The sequence below is a fragment of the Corynebacterium tuberculostearicum genome, from assembly GCF_032821615.1.
Taxonomy (GTDB): domain Bacteria; phylum Actinomycetota; class Actinomycetes; order Mycobacteriales; family Mycobacteriaceae; genus Corynebacterium; species Corynebacterium tuberculostearicum_H.
The window spans coordinates 16831-33553 of record NZ_JAVBIF010000007.1 but is presented as its reverse complement, the minus strand read 5'-3'; the positions used below and the strand labels follow the sequence as shown (position 1 = coordinate 33553).

Here is a 16723-nt window from a genome sequence, read left to right as displayed (position 1 = left end):
CATGTCTGAGAAAAAGCGCGCGGGCGCATTCGACCTGCGCAACGTCATCGCCGCACTCCTCGGCCTCTACGGCCTGATTTTGCTCGGTTGCTATTTCTTCCTCGACCCAGGCATCAACCCCGATACCGGGCAAGCCAAGAACGCCAGCGATAACCTATGGGCAAGCCTTGCTTTGCTGGCCGTGGCCGCCGCCTTTGTGCTGTGGGCGCGCCTGAAGCCCATCACCATCCCAGGAGAAAACTAATGGTTGAGATTACCTCTGCCACACTTGCCGACGGCCGCGAGATCCTCTACTTCGACGACCAGCCCCACCCCGACCGCGTGCTTGCCGACGCCCGCGACATCCCCACCGTCGCCCCCGCTTCCGAAATGCGCCGGGATCCCCTAACGGGGGATTGGGTGGCCTTTGCCGCCCACCGCATGAATCGCACCTTCTTGCCACCGGCCAACGAGAACCCGCTGGCGCCCACGCGCGAAGGCCAGCTGCCCACGGAGATCCCTAGCCCCAGCTATGACGTGGTGGTCTTTGAAAACCGCTTCCCGTCCTTTGCCACCACCGCGGACATCGAGCATCCGGAGGAAGACAACCTGCTCGGCATGGTGCCGCGCCTTCCCGCCCGCGCCCGCTGCGAGGTAGTCTGCTTTACCGAGGACCCAGCTTTGTCCTTCAGGGACCTGCCGGAATCTCGCATCCGCACCGTCATTGAGGCCTGGGCGCACCGCACCGCCGCGCTATCCCAGATCGACGGCGTGGAGCAGGTATTTCCCTTTGAAAACCGCGGTGAGGAAATCGGCGTGACCCTCCAGCACCCGCACGGCCAGATCTACTCCTATCCGTTCCTCTCGCCCCGCCTGCGCTCCATCGTGGATTCCGCCCGCGCCTACGACGGCGACCTCTTTCAGGATCTCCTCGACCGCGAGCGCGCCGCCGGTACCCGCATTATCGCCGAAACCGAGCACTTCACCGTCTTTGTTCCCGCCGCCGCCAAATGGCCGCTGGAAGCCATGGTCATGCCCAATGAGGAGGTCCCCGATTTCGCCGCGCTTTCCAGCGCCCAACGTGCCGACCTCGCGCCCCTGCTCAAAAAGCTGTACTCCGCGGTGGACCGCTTCTTCGATGGTGTGGAGAAGACCCCGTATATCGCCGGCTGGACCCAGGCACCGGTGGACCCGGACCTGCGCCCTGGTATCCGCATGCACCTGCAGCTCTTTTCGCTGATGCGCTCGCCCGGCCGCATGAAGTACCTCGCTGGTTCCGAGTCCTCGCAGGCCGTGTGGATCAATGACACCACCCCGGAGCGCATCGCCGCCCGCTTTAAGGAGATCTGGGATGCTTAACTGGATTGACACCCGCAGCGATGCGGAGCTAGCAGCCGCAGCCCGCGGCCTCTTCGCCGCTGCCTTCCCGGATGCGCCCGAGCCCGCCGGCGTGTGGGCCGCTCCCGGCCGCGTTAACCTCATCGGCGAGCACATCGATTACGCCGGCGGCGCCTCCATTCCCTTTGCGCTGGAACAAAACACCGCCGTCGCCGTCGCACCCCGCACCGATGGCCTTCTCCGGATAGCCTCCGAATACGACGGCAGTGTTGCCCAGGCCAGCCTCCCACTCTCCGAAGTCCGCCCCGGCCACCCTTCCGACTGGTCCGGCTACGTTGCCGGCACCGTCTGGGCCGCCACTGCCGCGGGTGTCTTGACCTGCACCGGCCTCGATATTGCCATCGTCTCCGATGTCCCCGTCGGCTCTGGCCTGTCCAGCTCCGCCGCCCTCGAGTGCTCCGTTGCCGTGGCCGCCTACGAGCTCTGCCACGGCAACGCTCCCGATGACGCCGCCCGCGCGCAGCTGGCCCAGGCCTGCATCCGCGCCGAGAACGAAGTGGTCGGCGCCTCTACCGGCGGCTTGGATCAAAACGCCAGCCTCTTCGGCCAGCGCGGCAAGGCCCTCTTCCTGGATTTTGCCACCGGCGCCGTCGAGCGCGTGCCGTTCAATATCGAGGCCCAGGACATGGTGCTGCTCATCGCGGACACCAATGCCCCGCACACGCTTTCCGACGGCCAATACGCCTCCCGCCGCGGAATCATCGACGCCGTCCAGTCCGCCGCCGGCCGCTCCATCCGCGACATCCCGGATGCCGTCGCCTTTGCCGCCACCGTCAACCCCGCCGACGCGGAACTCTACCGCTGCCGCGTGCGCCACGTGGTGGACGAAACCGCTCGCACCCTCGACGCCGCCACCGCGCTCACCTCTTCCGACCTGGCAAAGTTCCGCCGCCTCATGCGCGAAAGCCACCTTTCCCTGCGCGACCTGTACGAAGTCACCACTCCGGAACTCGACTCCGCCTTCACCGCGGCCGGTGAACTCGGTGCCCGCATGACTGGTGGCGGCTTCGGCGGCGCCGTCATCGCGCTCATCCCGCGCTCCGCCGTCGAGTCCACCGCCGAAGCCATCCACGACGCCGCGGCATCCCGCGGCTTCCCAGGACCCACCTTCTTGGTGGCCCGCCCGGGAGACGGCGCCCGCCGCCTGGCTTAAGCTCCGCAGGCCGGCTCGGCTCAGTCGCGCCCCTCCCAGCGCGCCTATTGTCGTTAGGTCCATATTGATCAGGCTGATCTGAAGCCTGGGCCGCCTCAGATCGGCCCTAACTCCCTCAATTCGGCCTGATCAGATCAGCCCTAAGCCTGTCCCAAAGCCTTAAGCGTTCGAATCACAACGCCGAGAGAGCTTTCTGAATCCCCTCGCGCAGCGTCTCGCGAGACTGCTTCATCGGATGCGCAATCGCGCGCAACCCCATGTACGCAATCTGGTCGGCCGCCCGATTCAGCGGATCGCCCGCATGCCCGAGCACACGGCGAATGTCGACCTCGCATTGGCCTTGGATATCGCCCCAAGCTTGCTGGAATCGGGACCGCGCACCCGAAGACACCCCTCGCCACGTGCGCCCCGGCCGTGATGCTTTAGAGCCGCGCTTATGCACAATCTGCTCGACCGCCTCCAAAGCGGCTACGGAATCTGACTCAATAACCGCCTTGCGAGCACCCACCTTGAGCAGGTATTTCAGCGCAAGCGTCAGTGCTTCGAGCTCGAGCTCATCGGTGCTCGCCTTGGTTTCTCGAGTCCGTAACCGGTAGTCGCCGTTTCCCGCAACGAAGCACATCGACCCCTTGAATACAGTATCCGAGGAAGCATCGGTGGCTATGCGCACCACCTCGCCCTCGGCCCACGAGGAGGCGCGCGAGAAGTTCGGCCACCAGTGCGCTTTCGGCGTCTCTACCTGTGCCGCTTGCTTCTTTTTCGGCGCCTCACCCATCTTGCGCGCCTTGCGAGCGGTCAGGCCGGCTTGTTTTCTGCGCACAGAGCTCGCGCTTTTCGACGCCCTATTTTCTCCCGCAAAGCTTCCCGTCACCGTGAAACCGTCAGCCGTGAGTGCCGCTCGCAACGCGTTCTGCCTGCGACCAGTGACAATCCACACTCGTCCGTCGAGTCCCTTGAGCGCGCTGTTGACCTCGCGCACGGCGATATCGACGATATCGCCCTTCTTCGTTTGGCCGCGGCGCACAAAACGCGTCTGCTTGGTATTGACCGCGATGACCCAGCCTTCGATGGTGCCGTTGGGGGCGGAATCCCAACGCTCGTCCCAGAGCGCGACCGCAACGTGGATTGGTGCCGAGACCATATCCGAGGTGATCTTGCGGGTGCCGTAGGTGCGCGATTGCGTACCGGTTAGTTCTGAGAGCTCGATGGGTTCCATTATCTCTAGTAAAGCACGGTTAACCGTGCTGCTGAATTATCCCCCACACCGCCGCTGTGAACTGCTTCTCCTTAGGTCGAATGTGATCGAGCCGATCTGAGTACAACCCACCCTCAATTCAGCCTCAACGCCCTCAATTCGGCCCGATCACCTTGGACCTAATATTCCGACCCTCACTCAAGGTCCTCGGAAATTCACCTTCCTGAGCCTCATGACGCGTGCCCCGCCCCGCCAGCCGCGAAGATGAAACCATGATTACAGATCACTTCATCAACCTTCGTTACGCCGGAGCCGAAAGTCCGCACCATTTAGCCCTCCAGCGCGGTGAGCTCACCCAGATAGCGCCCTGGGTCGCCGTTCCCACGGCCACCTGGAGGCAATGGGTGCGCCATAAACAACAATTCGCCAAAGTAGTCGCTGCCGGATGGAGCACCCATCGCGCCGTCCTTATCAGTAAATCGGCAGCGCGGCTGTGGGGAATGTGGGTAATTTCCAGGAAAGGGGAGGAGGTGGAGCTAGCGGTGCCTTCGGGAAGCGTTCCCCCACGCAGGCTCACCGCGAAGGGCTATCGGTACCGCCGGGTAAAGTCCCTCCAGGAATCCACGGTGACGGTAGCGGGTGTGCGCGCCACGCATCCCGCCCGCACCTGCCTCGAAATCGCCCGGCTACACGGCTTCCCAGATGGCCTGGTAGCTACTGATTCTGCCCTCGGCCGACACGACGTCACTACATACGACCTGCGCGAAGAACTGGCAAAAATGCAGCGCACGAGGGGACAAGCAGCCATGCGTAAGGTTATCGAGCACGCGTACGGCGGATCGGAATCGCCCTATGAGTCCTATCTGCGAGCCCTCATTATTGAGCGCTTCCCGCAGGTGAAAATTGAGCCCCAGAAATCGCTGCTCGGGAAATATCGGGCGGATCTTTGTCTCGATGGCTGGCTGGTTGTCGAGGTCGATGGCGATGCCAAATATGACGGTACCTATGGCGAGACACCCGCCCACGTGGTCAAGCAGCAGATAAAGAGGCAGCGAGCGCTAGAAAACCGTGGATACGTGGTGCTGCGCTTTGGCCCTAGCGATATGAAAGCGCCGGACGAAGCATTGCGGATAATCGCTAGCCACCTGGGAAAACGAACGAGAAAAGTAGCCTAGATCACCCCCGAGCCACCCCACAACGCATAAAAGTTGTTGAACAAAAGGCATAGCAACCTTTAAGATGATGCGCATCACAAACTAATGCGACCTGCATCACGAAAGGTGAAATCTAGTGAGTGCTGAGACATCACACGCCGCTCCGGCGCAGGCGGGGGACAAGACCCCGCCCAAAGGCCTCGGCGCCATGGCCGGTGCCATGTTCCTCATGGCCACCTCCGCCATCGGTCCGGGATTTTTGACCCAGACCTCGGTCTTTACCGTGCAGATGGGCGCATCCTTCGCGTTTGCGATTATGCTGTCCATCCTCGTTGATATTGCCATCCAGCTCAATGTGTGGCGAGTTCTCTGCGTGACCGGCATGCGCGCCAATACCTTGGGCAATACCGTGCTTCCTGGTCTGGGCTGGGTGCTTGCCGTATTCGTGTTTATCGGTGGCGCGGTCTTTAATATCGGCAATATCGCCGGTTCTGGCCTGGGCATTAATGCGATGCTGGGCATCGATTCGCGCATCGGCGGCGTCATTGCCGCGGCCATTGCGATCTTCATCTTCCTCTCCAAGAAGGCGGGCATGGCGCTTGACCGTCTCGTCGCGGTCCTGGGCGCGGTCATGATCTTGCTCATGCTCTACGTTGCGGTGGTCAGCCAGCCACCGGTGGGGGAGGCTCTCAAGAATACCGTCGCTCCGGGCGAGATCGACTTCTTCGTTATCACCACCATCATCGGCGGCACCGTGGGCGGCTATATCACCTTTGCCGGCGCGCACCGCCTCATCGATTCCGGCCACACCGGCGTGGAAAACGTCAAGAACATTACCTATACCTCGGTAAGTGGCATTGTGGTCACTGGCATCATGCGCATGCTCCTCTTCTTGGCGGTCCTCGGTGTGGTGGCCACCGGCGTGGCGCTCTCGGACGACAACACCGCGGCCGATGCTTTCTACAATGCCGCCGGCGAGTTTGGCCTGCGTGCCTTCGGTGTGGTCCTCTTCGCGGCCGGTTTGTCCTCGGTTATCGGCGCCGCCTATACCTCGGTATCCTTCGTGACCTCCCAGGACACCTCGACGCGCACCCGCAATATCCTCACCATCATCTTTATTGCGGTGTGCACGGTAGTCTTTGTGGCCATCAACTCCGCGCCGCAGAAGTTGCTCATCTTCGCCGGCGCCATCAACGGCCTGATCCTGCCCATCGGTTTCGCCCTCGTGATGTGGGTAGCCTGGCGCCGCCGCGATCTCCTGCAGGGATACAAGTATCCCAAGTGGTTGCTGATTATCGGCACCCTGGCGTGGGTGCTCACCATCTTCATCGGCTTCAAGGCTTTCTCCGGCATTACCGAGCTGTGGGCATAATGCAGACTCCGGAGCAGGTGCGCGAGTATGCGCGCAGCCATGACATGGCCACCACCGCCGGGCATGCCCGCGGCTTCATGCAGGCTAACCTGCTGGCCGTGCCGCAGGAATATGCCTTCGATTTCTTGCTCTTTGCCCAGCGAAATCCCAAGCCATGCCCGATTGTGGGCGTGCTGGAAGCCGGTCAGTACACCTCCGAGCTACTGCCGGGTGGGGACATCCGCACCGATATTCCGGCCTACCGCGTCTTTGAAAACGGCGAGCATACAGCCACGCTTGCCGACGCCACCTCCTACTACACCCCAGACATGGTCAGCTTCCTTATCGGTTGCTCTTTTACCTTCGAGACTGCGCTGCAGGATAACGGCATTGAGGTCGCGCACATTGCTCAGCAGCGCAATGTGCCGATGTTTAAAACCACGATTCCCACCACCCCGGCCGGTGTCTTTTCCGGTCCCATGGTGGTCTCCATGCGCCCGATTCCGGCCGCGCAGGTCTCCGATGCCGTGCGGATTACCTCCCGTTACCCATCTGTTCACGGCGCCCCGGTTCACGTGGGTGACCCGGCGGCCATTGGTATTGAGGATCTGTCCCGCCCCGATTTTGGTGATCCGGGCGAAGTGCCAGAGGGCTGCCTGCCGGTCTTTTGGGCCTGTGGGGTGACTCCGCAGGCCATCGTGATGGAATCGAAGCCGCGCCTAGCCATTACGCACGCGCCGGGTCAGATGCTCGTGACCAACGCCCGCGATCAAGATTTCCTCATTCCTTAATCGTCCAGCACGGCGAGGATCTTCTCGCAGGTATTCATGAGGCTGTCATGCGCAAGCGTGGCGGCCTCGCGGCGATTTCCATCCGCGATGAGCGTGGCCAAGGTGATGTTTCCTTGAATGTGGTCCGCATGCAGCTGCGGATAGCGAGGAATGGCTAGCAGGAAGGTGAGCCGCATGCGGGCGAGCAGGTTATCCATCTGCTCATTAAGCGTAGGCGAGCCCAGCGCGGCCACCAGCGTGCGGTGGAAGCGTTGGTTGATGGCGGAGACTTCCTGGTGCTCGCCGCGTGCTGCGTAGTCGAAGGCGGAGGAAGTGAGGGTGACGAGCGAGGGGGCGTCGGCAAAAGCGCCCCACCGCACCGCCGCGGGCTCGATGGCCGCGCGGGCGGCAAAGAGGTCACGGATATAGTCTGCGTCCGGCGTGGCGAGGAAGACGCCGCGGTTGGGGATGCGCTCGACAATGCGCTCCGCGGCGAGCCTAGTGAAAGACTCGCGGAGGGTATTGCGCGAGCAGTGAAAGCGCTCGGCCGCCTTGACCTCGCTGAGCTGCTCGCCCGGCTGGAACTCGCCGGCGGAGATGGCCTCGCGCAGCTCGGAGGCGACAGACTGGGAAAGCATGACCACAACTGTACTAAAAAGTTATGCACCTCACATTGGAGATGAGGTGCAAAAGGGTGGCGTGAGCGCTAATCGATGGTCGCGATGACCTTGGAGGAATCCAGACGGTCACCCTCGGCGGCCAGGAGCTTGATGGTGCCGCCGCGCGGAGCCTTGATGGCCGATTCCATCTTCATGGCCTCGACGGTGGCGATGGCATCGCCCTCGGCCACGGTATCGCCGTCCGCAACGTTCCAGGCCACGAGGTTTGCTTCGAACGGGGAGGTGACCGCGTTGTCATCGGTAGACTGTGCGCCGGCCGAAGATGGTGCGGTGGAGGCAGAACCGCCGGCCGAGGCGGCGCCTGGCGCGGCGAGGAAGTCCACGGGCACGCCGACGTTGACCAGCTTGCCGTCGATTTCTACGGCCACATTGCGGCGCTGGGTGTAGATAGCCTCGACCTTTTCCACCTGGTTGGCGGCAGACGGGCGGTAGTTGTGATCCACCCAGTCCGTAAACACGCCGATCTCGGAGGCGCCGGCGGCAGCGGCATCGTCTGCTGGGGCGGCGGTGCCGATGAGTGCAGGCTCATCCATCATGTCGCGGTGGAACGGCAGTACGGTGCGCACGCCGGTGACGGTGAACTCGCGTAGGGCAAAGCGGGCGCGGGCCAGGGCGATCTCGCGGGTCGGTCCCCACACCACCAGCTTGGCAATCAGGGAGTCATAGTACGGCGGGATGATAGAGCCAGAGCGCACCGCGGAATCCACGCGGATGCCCGGGCCGGTGGGCGGCTCGAAGGAGACGATGGTGCCGGGGCACGGCGCAAAGCCATTGAGGATATCCTCAGCATTGATACGGAACTCAAAAGCATGGCCGTGGGACTGCGGATCCTCATCGAAGGACAGCGGCTCCCCGGCCGCGATGCGGAACTGCTCGGCGATGATATCGGTACCGGTGACTACCTCAGTAACGGGGTGCTCGACCTGGACGCGGGTATTGACCTCCAGGAAGGAAATGGTGCCGTCCTCGGAAACGATGTATTCCACAGTGCCGGCGCCGGTGTAGCCCACCTTGGAGCAAATGGAGCGGGCGCCTTCGATGATGCCGTTGCGTTGGGCGTCGGAAAGCGCGGGCGCCGGAGCCTCCTCAATGAGCTTTTGGAAGCGGCGTTGGGTGGAGCAATCGCGGGTGCCGAGCACGCGCACATTGCCGTGCGTATCGGCCAATACCTGGGCTTCGACGTGGCGCGGGTGGGTGAGGAACTTCTCCACATAGCACTCGGCGCGGCCAAAAGCCTCCATGGCCTCGCGGCCGGCGGAGTTGAACGCGCCCTCGATTTCTTCCATATTGTCCACGACCTTCAAGCCGCGTCCGCCGCCACCATAAGCGGCCTTGATGGCAATGGGCAGGCCGTGCTCTTCGGCAAAGGTGCGGGCTTCTTGCCAATCATCGATGGGATCAGAAGTACCAGGTGCCAGTGGTGCGCCGACCTCTTCGGCTACGCGGCGGGCAGCGATCTTGTCACCGAGTAACTCAATATGCTCGGGCGAAGGGCCAATCCAGATCATGCCGGCCTCAGTGACGGTGCGGGCAAAGTCGGCGTTCTCAGACAAAAAGCCATAGCCTGGGTGAATAGCATCAGCACCGGCACGCACCGCGATATCGAGCAGCGCGGGCACGTTCATGTAGGTATCGGCGGCCGTATTGCCCGGCAGCGCATAAGCTTCATCCGCTACCTGGGTGTGCAAGGCACCAGCGTCTGCCTCGGAGTAAATGGCGATGGACTTAATTCCCAGGTCGCGGGCGACGCGAGCGATACGCACGGCAATCTCGCCGCGGTTAGCAATGAGGACGGTTTTAATCTGCATTTTTATCTCCAGTGTTCAAGGCTTGGGGTGCTACGAGTTCAAAGTTCACGCGTGCGCCGGGTGGCAGCTGCGCGGCAATATCAATATCTTCTTCCAACACAGTGGCGATGACGGGGTAACCGCCGGTCACAGCGTGATCGCGCAGGAAGACCACGGGCTTGCCATTGGGTGGGATTTGGATCGAGCCGGCGACCATGCCCTCAGACGGAAGCTCACCGTCTTTAACGCGTTCAATCGGCTCTTCGCCATCGAGGCGCAGGCCCACGCGGTTGGAATCTGAGGTGACGGTCCACTCGGTATCCAGGAAAGCGGAGACATTATCGCCAAACCAGTCATCGCGGGGACCGAGCACGCAGCGCAAGGTAGCGCGGGTTTTTCCGTCGGAGCTTTCGCGCACGCGCAATGGATTAGAAAGCTGGGCATCGGTCATGCCGGTAGAGCGCGGTAGCACGCCGATGACATCGCCGGTGGTGACCGGGTCCGGGCCAAGGCCAGAAAGGACGTCGGTGGCCGCGGAGCCAAGCTCGGATTCGGCGATGATGCCGCCGCGGATGGCCACGTAATTGCGCATGCCTACCGTTGCAGGATCCACCGAGACGGTGTGCCCGGCCGTGACCAGCACTGGGCGGGCGAGGTGAACCGGCATCTCGCCGAGGCGCACACGCGCGGTAGCGCCGGTGACGCAAATGACGGTATCGGTGAGCGCGTGGAGCTTAATGCCGCCGATATTCTCCAGCACCGTTGCTCCACGCGGGTTGCCCACGGCCACATTGGCGGTTGCGGCGGCGGCGCGGTCTGCGGCGCCCGATGGGGTCACACCAAGGTCGCCCACGCCGGGGCGGCCCAAGTCCTGGTAGAGGGTGAGTAGGCCGGCATCGATAACCTCCATGCGCGGCAAGCGGGCAGGGGCGCGTTTCGAGCGGGCAGAGTGATCAACAAGCTCCGGCAGCTTATCCACGCTGCGGTAGCGCACGCGGTCACCCGGCTGTACCAAGGCTGGTGGGTTCGCATTGGAATCCCACATCGGTGTATTGGTGGTGCCCAGCAGCTGCCAGCCGCCTGGGGAGACGCGTGGGTAGACCGCAGAAAACTCACCCGCGATACCCACAGCACCGGCCGGCACCGCGGTACGGGGACTGGAGCGGCGCGGCACCGCACGGGCCTGGGATGGATCTGAAGGTGCACAGTAGGTAAAACCCGGGGCAAAGCCACCGAATGCTGCGGTCCACTCGGTAGAGGTATGCCAGTTAATGAGCGCTTCGCGCGAAAGACCCAGCAGGTCTGCGGCCTCGTCCACATCCTCGCCGTCATAGAGCACATCGATTTCTACCGTGCGGGCCTCCGTAGCCGTCGCGGCGGCGGGGGAGAAGTCCTGCAGGAATTCGGCCGCATCACGCGCCGAATCCGGCGCTTCAAACGTCAGCAGCAGGGTGGTGGCGGCCGCGATGCAGTCCACCTGATTCTTCAACGGCTTGGCAGAAAGCGCCGCGTGCCAATCCATCACCTGGTTCAATCCATCCAGGTCAATGAGCAGCGCGCGCGTGCCCACAAAATTAATGTGCATTAGATAGAGCTCCGAATCTCGATGCCTTCTTCCCGCAGGCGCTCCACCACGCCGCGCAGCAGCTTCACCGCGCCGGGCGAATCGCCGTGGGTGCATACGGATTGCGCATCCACCTCTAACTTCGTGCCATCCACGGCCGTAATCGACCCGGTCTGCGCCACCTCAAGAACTCGCTGCACCACCTCATCGGCACTGCCAAGCACCGCATTGGCTTCTTTGCGCGAGACCAGCGTGCCATCGGGGTTGTAGTTGCGGTCCGCAAAAGCCTCACGGATGACGTTAAGCCCGCTGCGCTTGGCGACGTCCACCGCTACACCCCCTGGCAGTAACATCACCGGCAAGTCTCCGAAGGCCTTAATGCCCTTGATGACGGCTTCTGCTTGCGCCTCATCTTTCACGATTGCGTTATACATCGCACCGTGTGGCTTCACATAGGAAACCTTGGTGCCATTGGCGCGGGCCAAAGCGTCGAGCGCGCCAATTTGGTAGGTCACCTCGTCTGCAAGCTCGTCCGGGTTGTAATCGATAAAACGGCGGCCGAAACCCGCGGCGTCGTTATAACCCACGTGCGCGCCTACGGTCACGCCTGCTTCTGCTGCCGCCTTGAGGGTGCAGGCAATCGAGTGCGGGTCGCCCGCATGGAAGCCGGTGGCCACGTTTGCGGAGGACACCATCTCCAGCATTGCCGCGTCATCTGCGACCGGGTTGCCTGCAGTAGTCTCTCCCAAATCCGCATTGAGATCGATATGGAGCGAGGACATTCAACACCGTCCTTAAGATTGTTGAACAATTCGAATGTCATTAAGTGTAACCCTCGCCACTGCCATTTGTGAAGGCGGTTACGTTTCATTTACCCGCGTGCGCACCCCCACCTAGGTACGAGAAAACCGCCCCGCCCCGGGTAAGAGGTCCGGGAGGAGGCGGCGTGGCCCGCTAGAGCCCAAGGGCCCGAAGGCCCTAGCTTGTGAAATCTTTAGCGGCCGTAGTTCTGGACAGCGTAGAGCTTGCCCTCAGAGTTGACGGCAACACCAACGCCGATGGTCTTGGCACGCGGGTCGAGCATGATCTTGCGGTGGCCCGGGGATTCGTACCAGAGCTTAACCAGCTGTGCATCGGAGTAGTCGCTCCATGCCTGCAGTACGTTCTCGCCGCCGGCCGGGATATTGGAAGGGTAGTAGTTCCAGTGCTGTGGGCGGTGGCTGAGCTTATTGGCGCGAACCAGCTGGTTGGCCCAATCCTGAGCCAGTCCATTGAGTGCGGCGTTGGCGCGAACCGGGCGCAGGCCGTGTGCTTGGCGGTAAGCGTTGGTGTGATTGATGATGCTCTGTACGCGGTTGGAGGCCGGAGCAACTGGCTTTGCGGCGGCAGCCGGAGCGGCAGGCAGGTTGACGGAGGGTACCGGAAGGTTCACGCGACCGAAGCTGCTCAAAGAGCTCGATGCCTCTGCAGGGGCTACGCCAACACCGAGTGCGACGGCTGCTGCGAGTGCAGGAGCGACGAACTTCTTGGCGGAGAAGTGAACTTTGGGGGTGAACATGAGCGGTACCTTTCTACTGGAACCTAGCGGGAATCTATAAGGCGGGGATCTTGGAGTGTTAACGGCTAACTTCCGTTCCCCTTCACTTAAAAGTTAATCAATTCTGCCCGGGTAAAATCCAGCTGACCAGCAAATATTAGGATTCTTGAAGCTGATTTCGCGCAAAACTAATTGTCTCTTAGTTATTTCTCGATTTGAGCTAGGAAACCCCTAAATTCCCTCAGTGATGGCGCTCAGCTCCCCGCCCCCACGGGGGTAGATTTCAACCAATATCTCAGGTTCCCAGGGAAATGAGATTGTTTTAAGGTATGTGGGCCTAGTTTTAAGTCCCCTTCTGGCAAAACTGGCCAGTTTCTTGATAGAGCCTATGAGAAACCTTGTGGTTCTCTGGCTGTCTAAGGATCATAAGAGGGCACCAGGGTGATCCGTGATCTTGCTTGAGCCTGCCGCGCTGCCGCTACCACTCCCTCGAAACCGTCCCTCCGCCCCATCCCTGCGCAATATTGGCATAAGAAAAGCGCCCAGCGGGGAAATCGCTGAGCGCTTGCAGTTGCAAGACTATTTAGGCCTGAGTGGTTGCGGCCGCCTTGTCAGTCGCTGGTGCAGGGGAGAGTACCTGGGAAATGATGTCGGCAGCTTCCTTGCGGGTCTTCGCGCCGTGGAGTTGTGCGCGGAAGTCCTCCTTCATGATGTTGCGCGCCAGCTTGGACAGCAGCTTGAGGTGCTGCTTTCCAGCGTTATCCGGAACAGCAATAAGGAAGGCCAAGGTGGTCGGGTCTTCGCCCTCTGCCCACGTGACGCCGTGCGGCAGGCGGGCGAAGGCGAGCGTTGGTACCTTCACTCCGGCAGACCGAGCGTGCGGAATGGCCACGCCGTGGCCCACACCAGTGGAACGGGTAGATTCGCGCTTCAATGCGGCGCTAGCGACCGCCTCGGCATCAGACATGCGCGCGGAGGTGAGCTTCACCATGGAGCGAATGACCTCTTCGCTAGAAGAACCCAGATCTTTATCGAGGCTAATCGTATCGACTGCAACAAGTGGCTTATCCTTGCGCTGCGTCAATCCCACCAGCAGGAGAATAAGGCCAGCGCAAACAACGATGCCGGCAAGCATGGCGATAAAGAAGCCAACGACGTTATCTACCGCGCCGAGCACCGCGACGATCGGGCCGCCGTGCATGACGTGGTCTTGTGCACCGAAAAGACCGGCGAGCGCACCGGCTACGGCACCACCGGCAACATTGGCGGGGATGACCTGTAGCGGGCGTGCAGCCGCGAGCGGAATGGCGCCCTCGGTAATGCCGAAGAATCCCATGAACAACGCGGCGATGCCCGCATCCTTTTCGGCCTTGGTAAACCAGCGGCGGCGCAGGAGCGTAGCTACGCCCACGGCGAGGGGAGGTACGGCAATCGCACATGCCGCCATGCCCATCGGCGCCGCATTGCCGGCCGCGATCATGCCGCCGCCGAAGAGGAAAGCCGTTTTATTGAAGGGACCACCCATATCGAAGGCGATCATGGCGCCCAGGATAAGGCCTAGCACGATGACGGAGGAGCCCTGCATTCCAGCGAGATAATTGGTCATTGCCTCAAACGCGGCCGAGACCGGTGCGCCAATGAGCAAGATGAAGATGAGCCCCACGATGAGCGTGGTGAAAATCGGGATGACGATGATGGGCCAAATCGGTGCGATGAACTTGTGCACCGGAATCTTCTTAATGGCAAGAGCCACATAACCGGACAAAATACCGGTGACAATGCCGCCCAAGAATCCGGCACCTGCCTCAGAACCGTAAAGGGAGCCGGTGGTAGCGATGAGTCCGGTAATAAGACCAGGGGCAAGGCCTGGGCGATCCGCGATGCCCACCGCAATGTAGCCGGAGAGCACCGGGACCATCAGTGAGAACGCCAGGGCGCCGAGCTCATTGACCGTGTTCCAGAAGCTATCTTCCGGAATCGCCATGCCCTCAGGCGTGGGCGTGCCGCCGATGGAGAGGGCGACCGCAATGAGCAGACCACCGGTCACCACGAACGGGATCATGTGCGAGACGCCGTTCATCAGTGCCTTGTACAAGGTTTGACCCACGCTATTTTTGCGAGGCGCCTCTTCCTCCGTCTTCTCGGAAGAGCCCTCCCAGCGCGAGGCGCTCAAGGACCTGCTGAGCAGTTCCTTCGGGTGCTTGATGGCCTCGTCCACGCCGGTGGCCTCGAGTCGCTTGCCGTGGAAGCGGTCCTTGGAAATGACCGTATCGGCACCAATGACAATGGCGTCGGCTTCCTCGATGTCTTGCTTGCTAAAGGCTCCCTCGACGCCGATGGAACCATGAGTTTCAATCTTGATGCGGTAGCCCAGTTCTTGGGCTGCGGCCTCGAGGTTCTCGGCCGCCATATAGGTATGCGCGATGCCCGTCGGACACGCCGTGATGGCGAGGATGAGGGGCGATGACTCTGTAGTGCTCATGGTTCTCATTAAACGGCAATCGTTTGCGTTGGCACAAGAGCCGGTGCGTCTATTCTCTGCGGATCTGGTAAGTCGTGCGTTGCGAGCCACGCTGGCCCCGCATGACAATCCAGCCCTTCCTCTCCAAGGCCTTGAGCGCGTAGCGCGCTTGCCCGGGACTGAGTTGGGTGCGTTCCGCGATCTCGTGAAGGCTTAAGGCGGGAGCATAGTCCGCCTCCGCGCCGAGCTGCATACTGTGAAAAACTTGCGGAACGTTTTTGCCTAGCTGACGAAGCTCGTCCTCTACGTTGGCTTCCACTGCTCTAACCGTGGGGCGGGCAGAAACTCGATGCGGGCTATCCGGCCTGGTGCGGGGGAAGATGACACGAAACTCGGTGCCAGTATCTATAAGGCGCGGTGCAGCTAGGCCTGCATCTAAACAGGCACGAATCATCTCTCGGATTCCTCCGCCCTCGCCTTCAATGACCGGGTGTCCTTCGCTGGTGCGAACTAGTTTGGCAAGCTCATAAAGGCGCTGATTTACTGCAGCTTTGGATAAGGTGGTGCTGGTCAATTGGGAGACCGAGACCCCTCGCAGCCCACCAGGGCTAGTAATGATCACTGCCTGCCGGGTGATGCGAACCTCAATTCTTTTTCCCACGCCTCGCGTGTGCGGTCCTAAATCCCGGTGCACTAACGCGTTGGCTACAGCCTCCCGAAGGGCGGCCGGCGGAATTTCCGGGATCTCTTCCACATGGCCGCTTTCCGCATAGCGCAGGTCGGCCTGCAGATTGGCACGCAGCCAATCCACCACATCATCGAGGAGAGCGGGTAGAGGGCCGTCGAAATGGGTGAGGTTCCGCGTGCGCGCGGCGTGCTCCCGCGGAAGCTGCACCGCCGCGGTTACCCCGAGGGCAGGTACTTTTCCCTGCGGCAAGAAGCCGAGGGCATAATTTCCGGCTACGGTCAGTTGCCCGTTTACGGTTGCGCCAAGTACCTCGAGGAGGCGCTTGTCCTCCGCGATGGTGGATAGACGCCTACTGCGTGAGCGGGCTGTGCGTAGCGCCTCTGCTGTAATGCTTTCATCCATGTCCCGCAGGCCGCTGCCAGGCACTGGTTGCTGGTCATAAAATTCTTGCTCAGATGCGTGGAGTGCCGCCACCTCGAGGATGCGCAACTCGTTCGGGCCCATCACATAATTGCCATCCGCTTGCCGTAGGTAGGCCTCTCCTTTGATGCGGGCTGGTTTAAGCATGGGTGAAAGGGGCGCTACCGTCACTGCGATTACTACCGCTTCATCGATGCTGATGTGGGTAAAAGAGAGCTGGGGCGCAGGTTCTATTAGCGTTCTTGCTTGGTCCGCCACAGCCTTTTCTACCTGTGCAGGGTGCGCGACGCCGGTGGCGGCAAAGTTGAGGCTCTGATCGACGCCCAAAAGGATGTCACCGCCCATTGGCATGTTTGCAAAAGCACATATGGTGCGAGCCAAATCATGCGGTGCGCGAAGGAAGGAGCGCTTACATTCCAGCATCGTGCGGTCATCGCCAAAAAGCCGCAGCTGCTCAAGTGCCTCACGGAGGCTAATTGCATCCCAACCCATGGCGTCATTATAAAACCCTCATTGCAAAGTAGCAATGATTTTTTAATGAGGGGGAAGGGGCTTCTCGCTCATTGTGATGAACGGTACGCTGGAG

General features: G+C 61.5%; 14 protein-coding genes. 6 read left to right on the top strand and 8 right to left on the bottom strand.

Features of this window, described 5'->3' with window-relative positions:
• The first annotated feature begins 1 nt into the window (after nt 1).
• From RAE09_RS06940 to galK, 3 genes are read left to right on the top strand one after another with little or no spacing between them, the layout of a single operon-like run.
• Nucleotides 2-244, top strand: a complete 243-nt coding sequence (locus tag RAE09_RS06940) for a hypothetical protein (protein WP_005322508.1) — start codon at nt 2-4, stop codon at nt 242-244.
• On the top strand, nt 244-1338 hold the full coding sequence (gene galT, locus RAE09_RS06935; protein ID WP_316981301.1) for a galactose-1-phosphate uridylyltransferase: 1095 nt from the start codon (nt 244-246) through the stop codon (nt 1336-1338). The genes RAE09_RS06940 and galT overlap by 1 nt, the downstream gene beginning before the upstream one ends.
• Nucleotides 1331-2530: a galactokinase gene (galK, locus tag RAE09_RS06930; RefSeq protein ID WP_316981300.1), complete on the top strand. Its 1200-nt coding sequence runs from the start codon at nt 1331-1333 to the stop codon at nt 2528-2530. Before galT ends, galK begins: the two co-directional genes overlap by 8 nt.
• Before the next feature lie 172 nt (nt 2531-2702).
• Here the strand turns inward: galK and RAE09_RS06925 are convergent, their stop codons facing one another.
• Nucleotides 2703-3746 (bottom strand): RNase H family protein, encoded by a 1044-nt coding sequence (locus RAE09_RS06925; RefSeq protein ID WP_316981299.1) that lies wholly within the window; start codon nt 3744-3746, stop codon nt 2703-2705.
• A gap of 251 nt (nt 3747-3997) precedes the next feature.
• On the opposite strand from RAE09_RS06925, the gene RAE09_RS06920 reads away from it, so the two are divergent.
• The 3 genes from RAE09_RS06920 to RAE09_RS06910 all read left to right on the top strand — a co-directional run bounded on the left by RAE09_RS06920 (nt 3998) and on the right by RAE09_RS06910 (nt 7021).
• The gene (locus tag RAE09_RS06920; RefSeq protein ID WP_316981298.1) at nt 3998-4900 is read left to right on the top strand and encodes an endonuclease domain-containing protein; all 903 of its coding nucleotides are present in this window, start codon (nt 3998-4000) and stop codon (nt 4898-4900) included.
• Between the two features lie 187 nt (nt 4901-5087).
• Entirely contained in the window at nt 5088-6251 is a 1164-nt protein-coding gene (locus RAE09_RS06915) for an NRAMP family divalent metal transporter (RefSeq protein ID WP_302259716.1), read from the top strand.
• On the top strand, nt 6251-7021 hold the full coding sequence (locus tag RAE09_RS06910) for a putative hydro-lyase (protein WP_179387476.1): 771 nt from the start codon (nt 6251-6253) through the stop codon (nt 7019-7021). The genes RAE09_RS06915 and RAE09_RS06910 overlap by 1 nt, the downstream gene beginning before the upstream one ends.
• Here the strand turns inward: RAE09_RS06910 and RAE09_RS06905 are convergent.
• The 7 genes from RAE09_RS06905 to RAE09_RS06875 all read right to left on the bottom strand — a co-directional run bounded on the left by RAE09_RS06905 (nt 7018) and on the right by RAE09_RS06875 (nt 16629).
• On the bottom strand, nt 7018-7638 hold the full coding sequence (locus tag RAE09_RS06905; RefSeq protein ID WP_316981297.1) for a GntR family transcriptional regulator: 621 nt from the start codon (nt 7636-7638) through the stop codon (nt 7018-7020). The two genes, RAE09_RS06910 and RAE09_RS06905, sit on opposite strands and share 4 nt — an antisense overlap.
• Before the next feature lie 68 nt (nt 7639-7706).
• Nucleotides 7707-9488 carry an acetyl/propionyl/methylcrotonyl-CoA carboxylase subunit alpha gene (locus tag RAE09_RS06900; protein WP_316981296.1) on the bottom strand — a complete coding sequence of 594 codons (1782 nt, stop codon included), beginning with the start codon at nt 9486-9488 and terminating at the stop codon, nt 7707-7709.
• Nucleotides 9478-11052, bottom strand: a complete 1575-nt coding sequence (locus RAE09_RS06895; protein WP_316981295.1) for a 5-oxoprolinase subunit B/C family protein — start codon at nt 11050-11052, stop codon at nt 9478-9480. The genes RAE09_RS06900 and RAE09_RS06895 overlap by 11 nt, the downstream gene beginning before the upstream one ends.
• Nucleotides 11052-11813, bottom strand: coding sequence for a LamB/YcsF family protein (locus tag RAE09_RS06890; protein WP_316981294.1), 762 nt, complete (start codon nt 11811-11813; stop codon nt 11052-11054). The genes RAE09_RS06895 and RAE09_RS06890 overlap by 1 nt, the downstream gene beginning before the upstream one ends.
• 212 nt (nt 11814-12025) lie before the next feature.
• Entirely contained in the window at nt 12026-12589 is a 564-nt protein-coding gene (locus tag RAE09_RS06885) for a CAP domain-containing protein (RefSeq protein ID WP_179387481.1), read from the bottom strand.
• A gap of 562 nt (nt 12590-13151) precedes the next feature.
• The gene (locus RAE09_RS06880) at nt 13152-15059 is read right to left on the bottom strand and encodes a fructose-specific PTS transporter subunit EIIC (RefSeq protein WP_005322492.1); all 1908 of its coding nucleotides are present in this window, start codon (nt 15057-15059) and stop codon (nt 13152-13154) included.
• A gap of 40 nt (nt 15060-15099) precedes the next feature.
• Complete coding sequence (locus RAE09_RS06875; protein WP_316981293.1) at nt 15100-16629, bottom strand: ATP-binding protein; 1530 nt, start codon at nt 16627-16629, stop codon at nt 15100-15102.
• Nucleotides 16630-16723 lie beyond the last annotated feature (94 nt).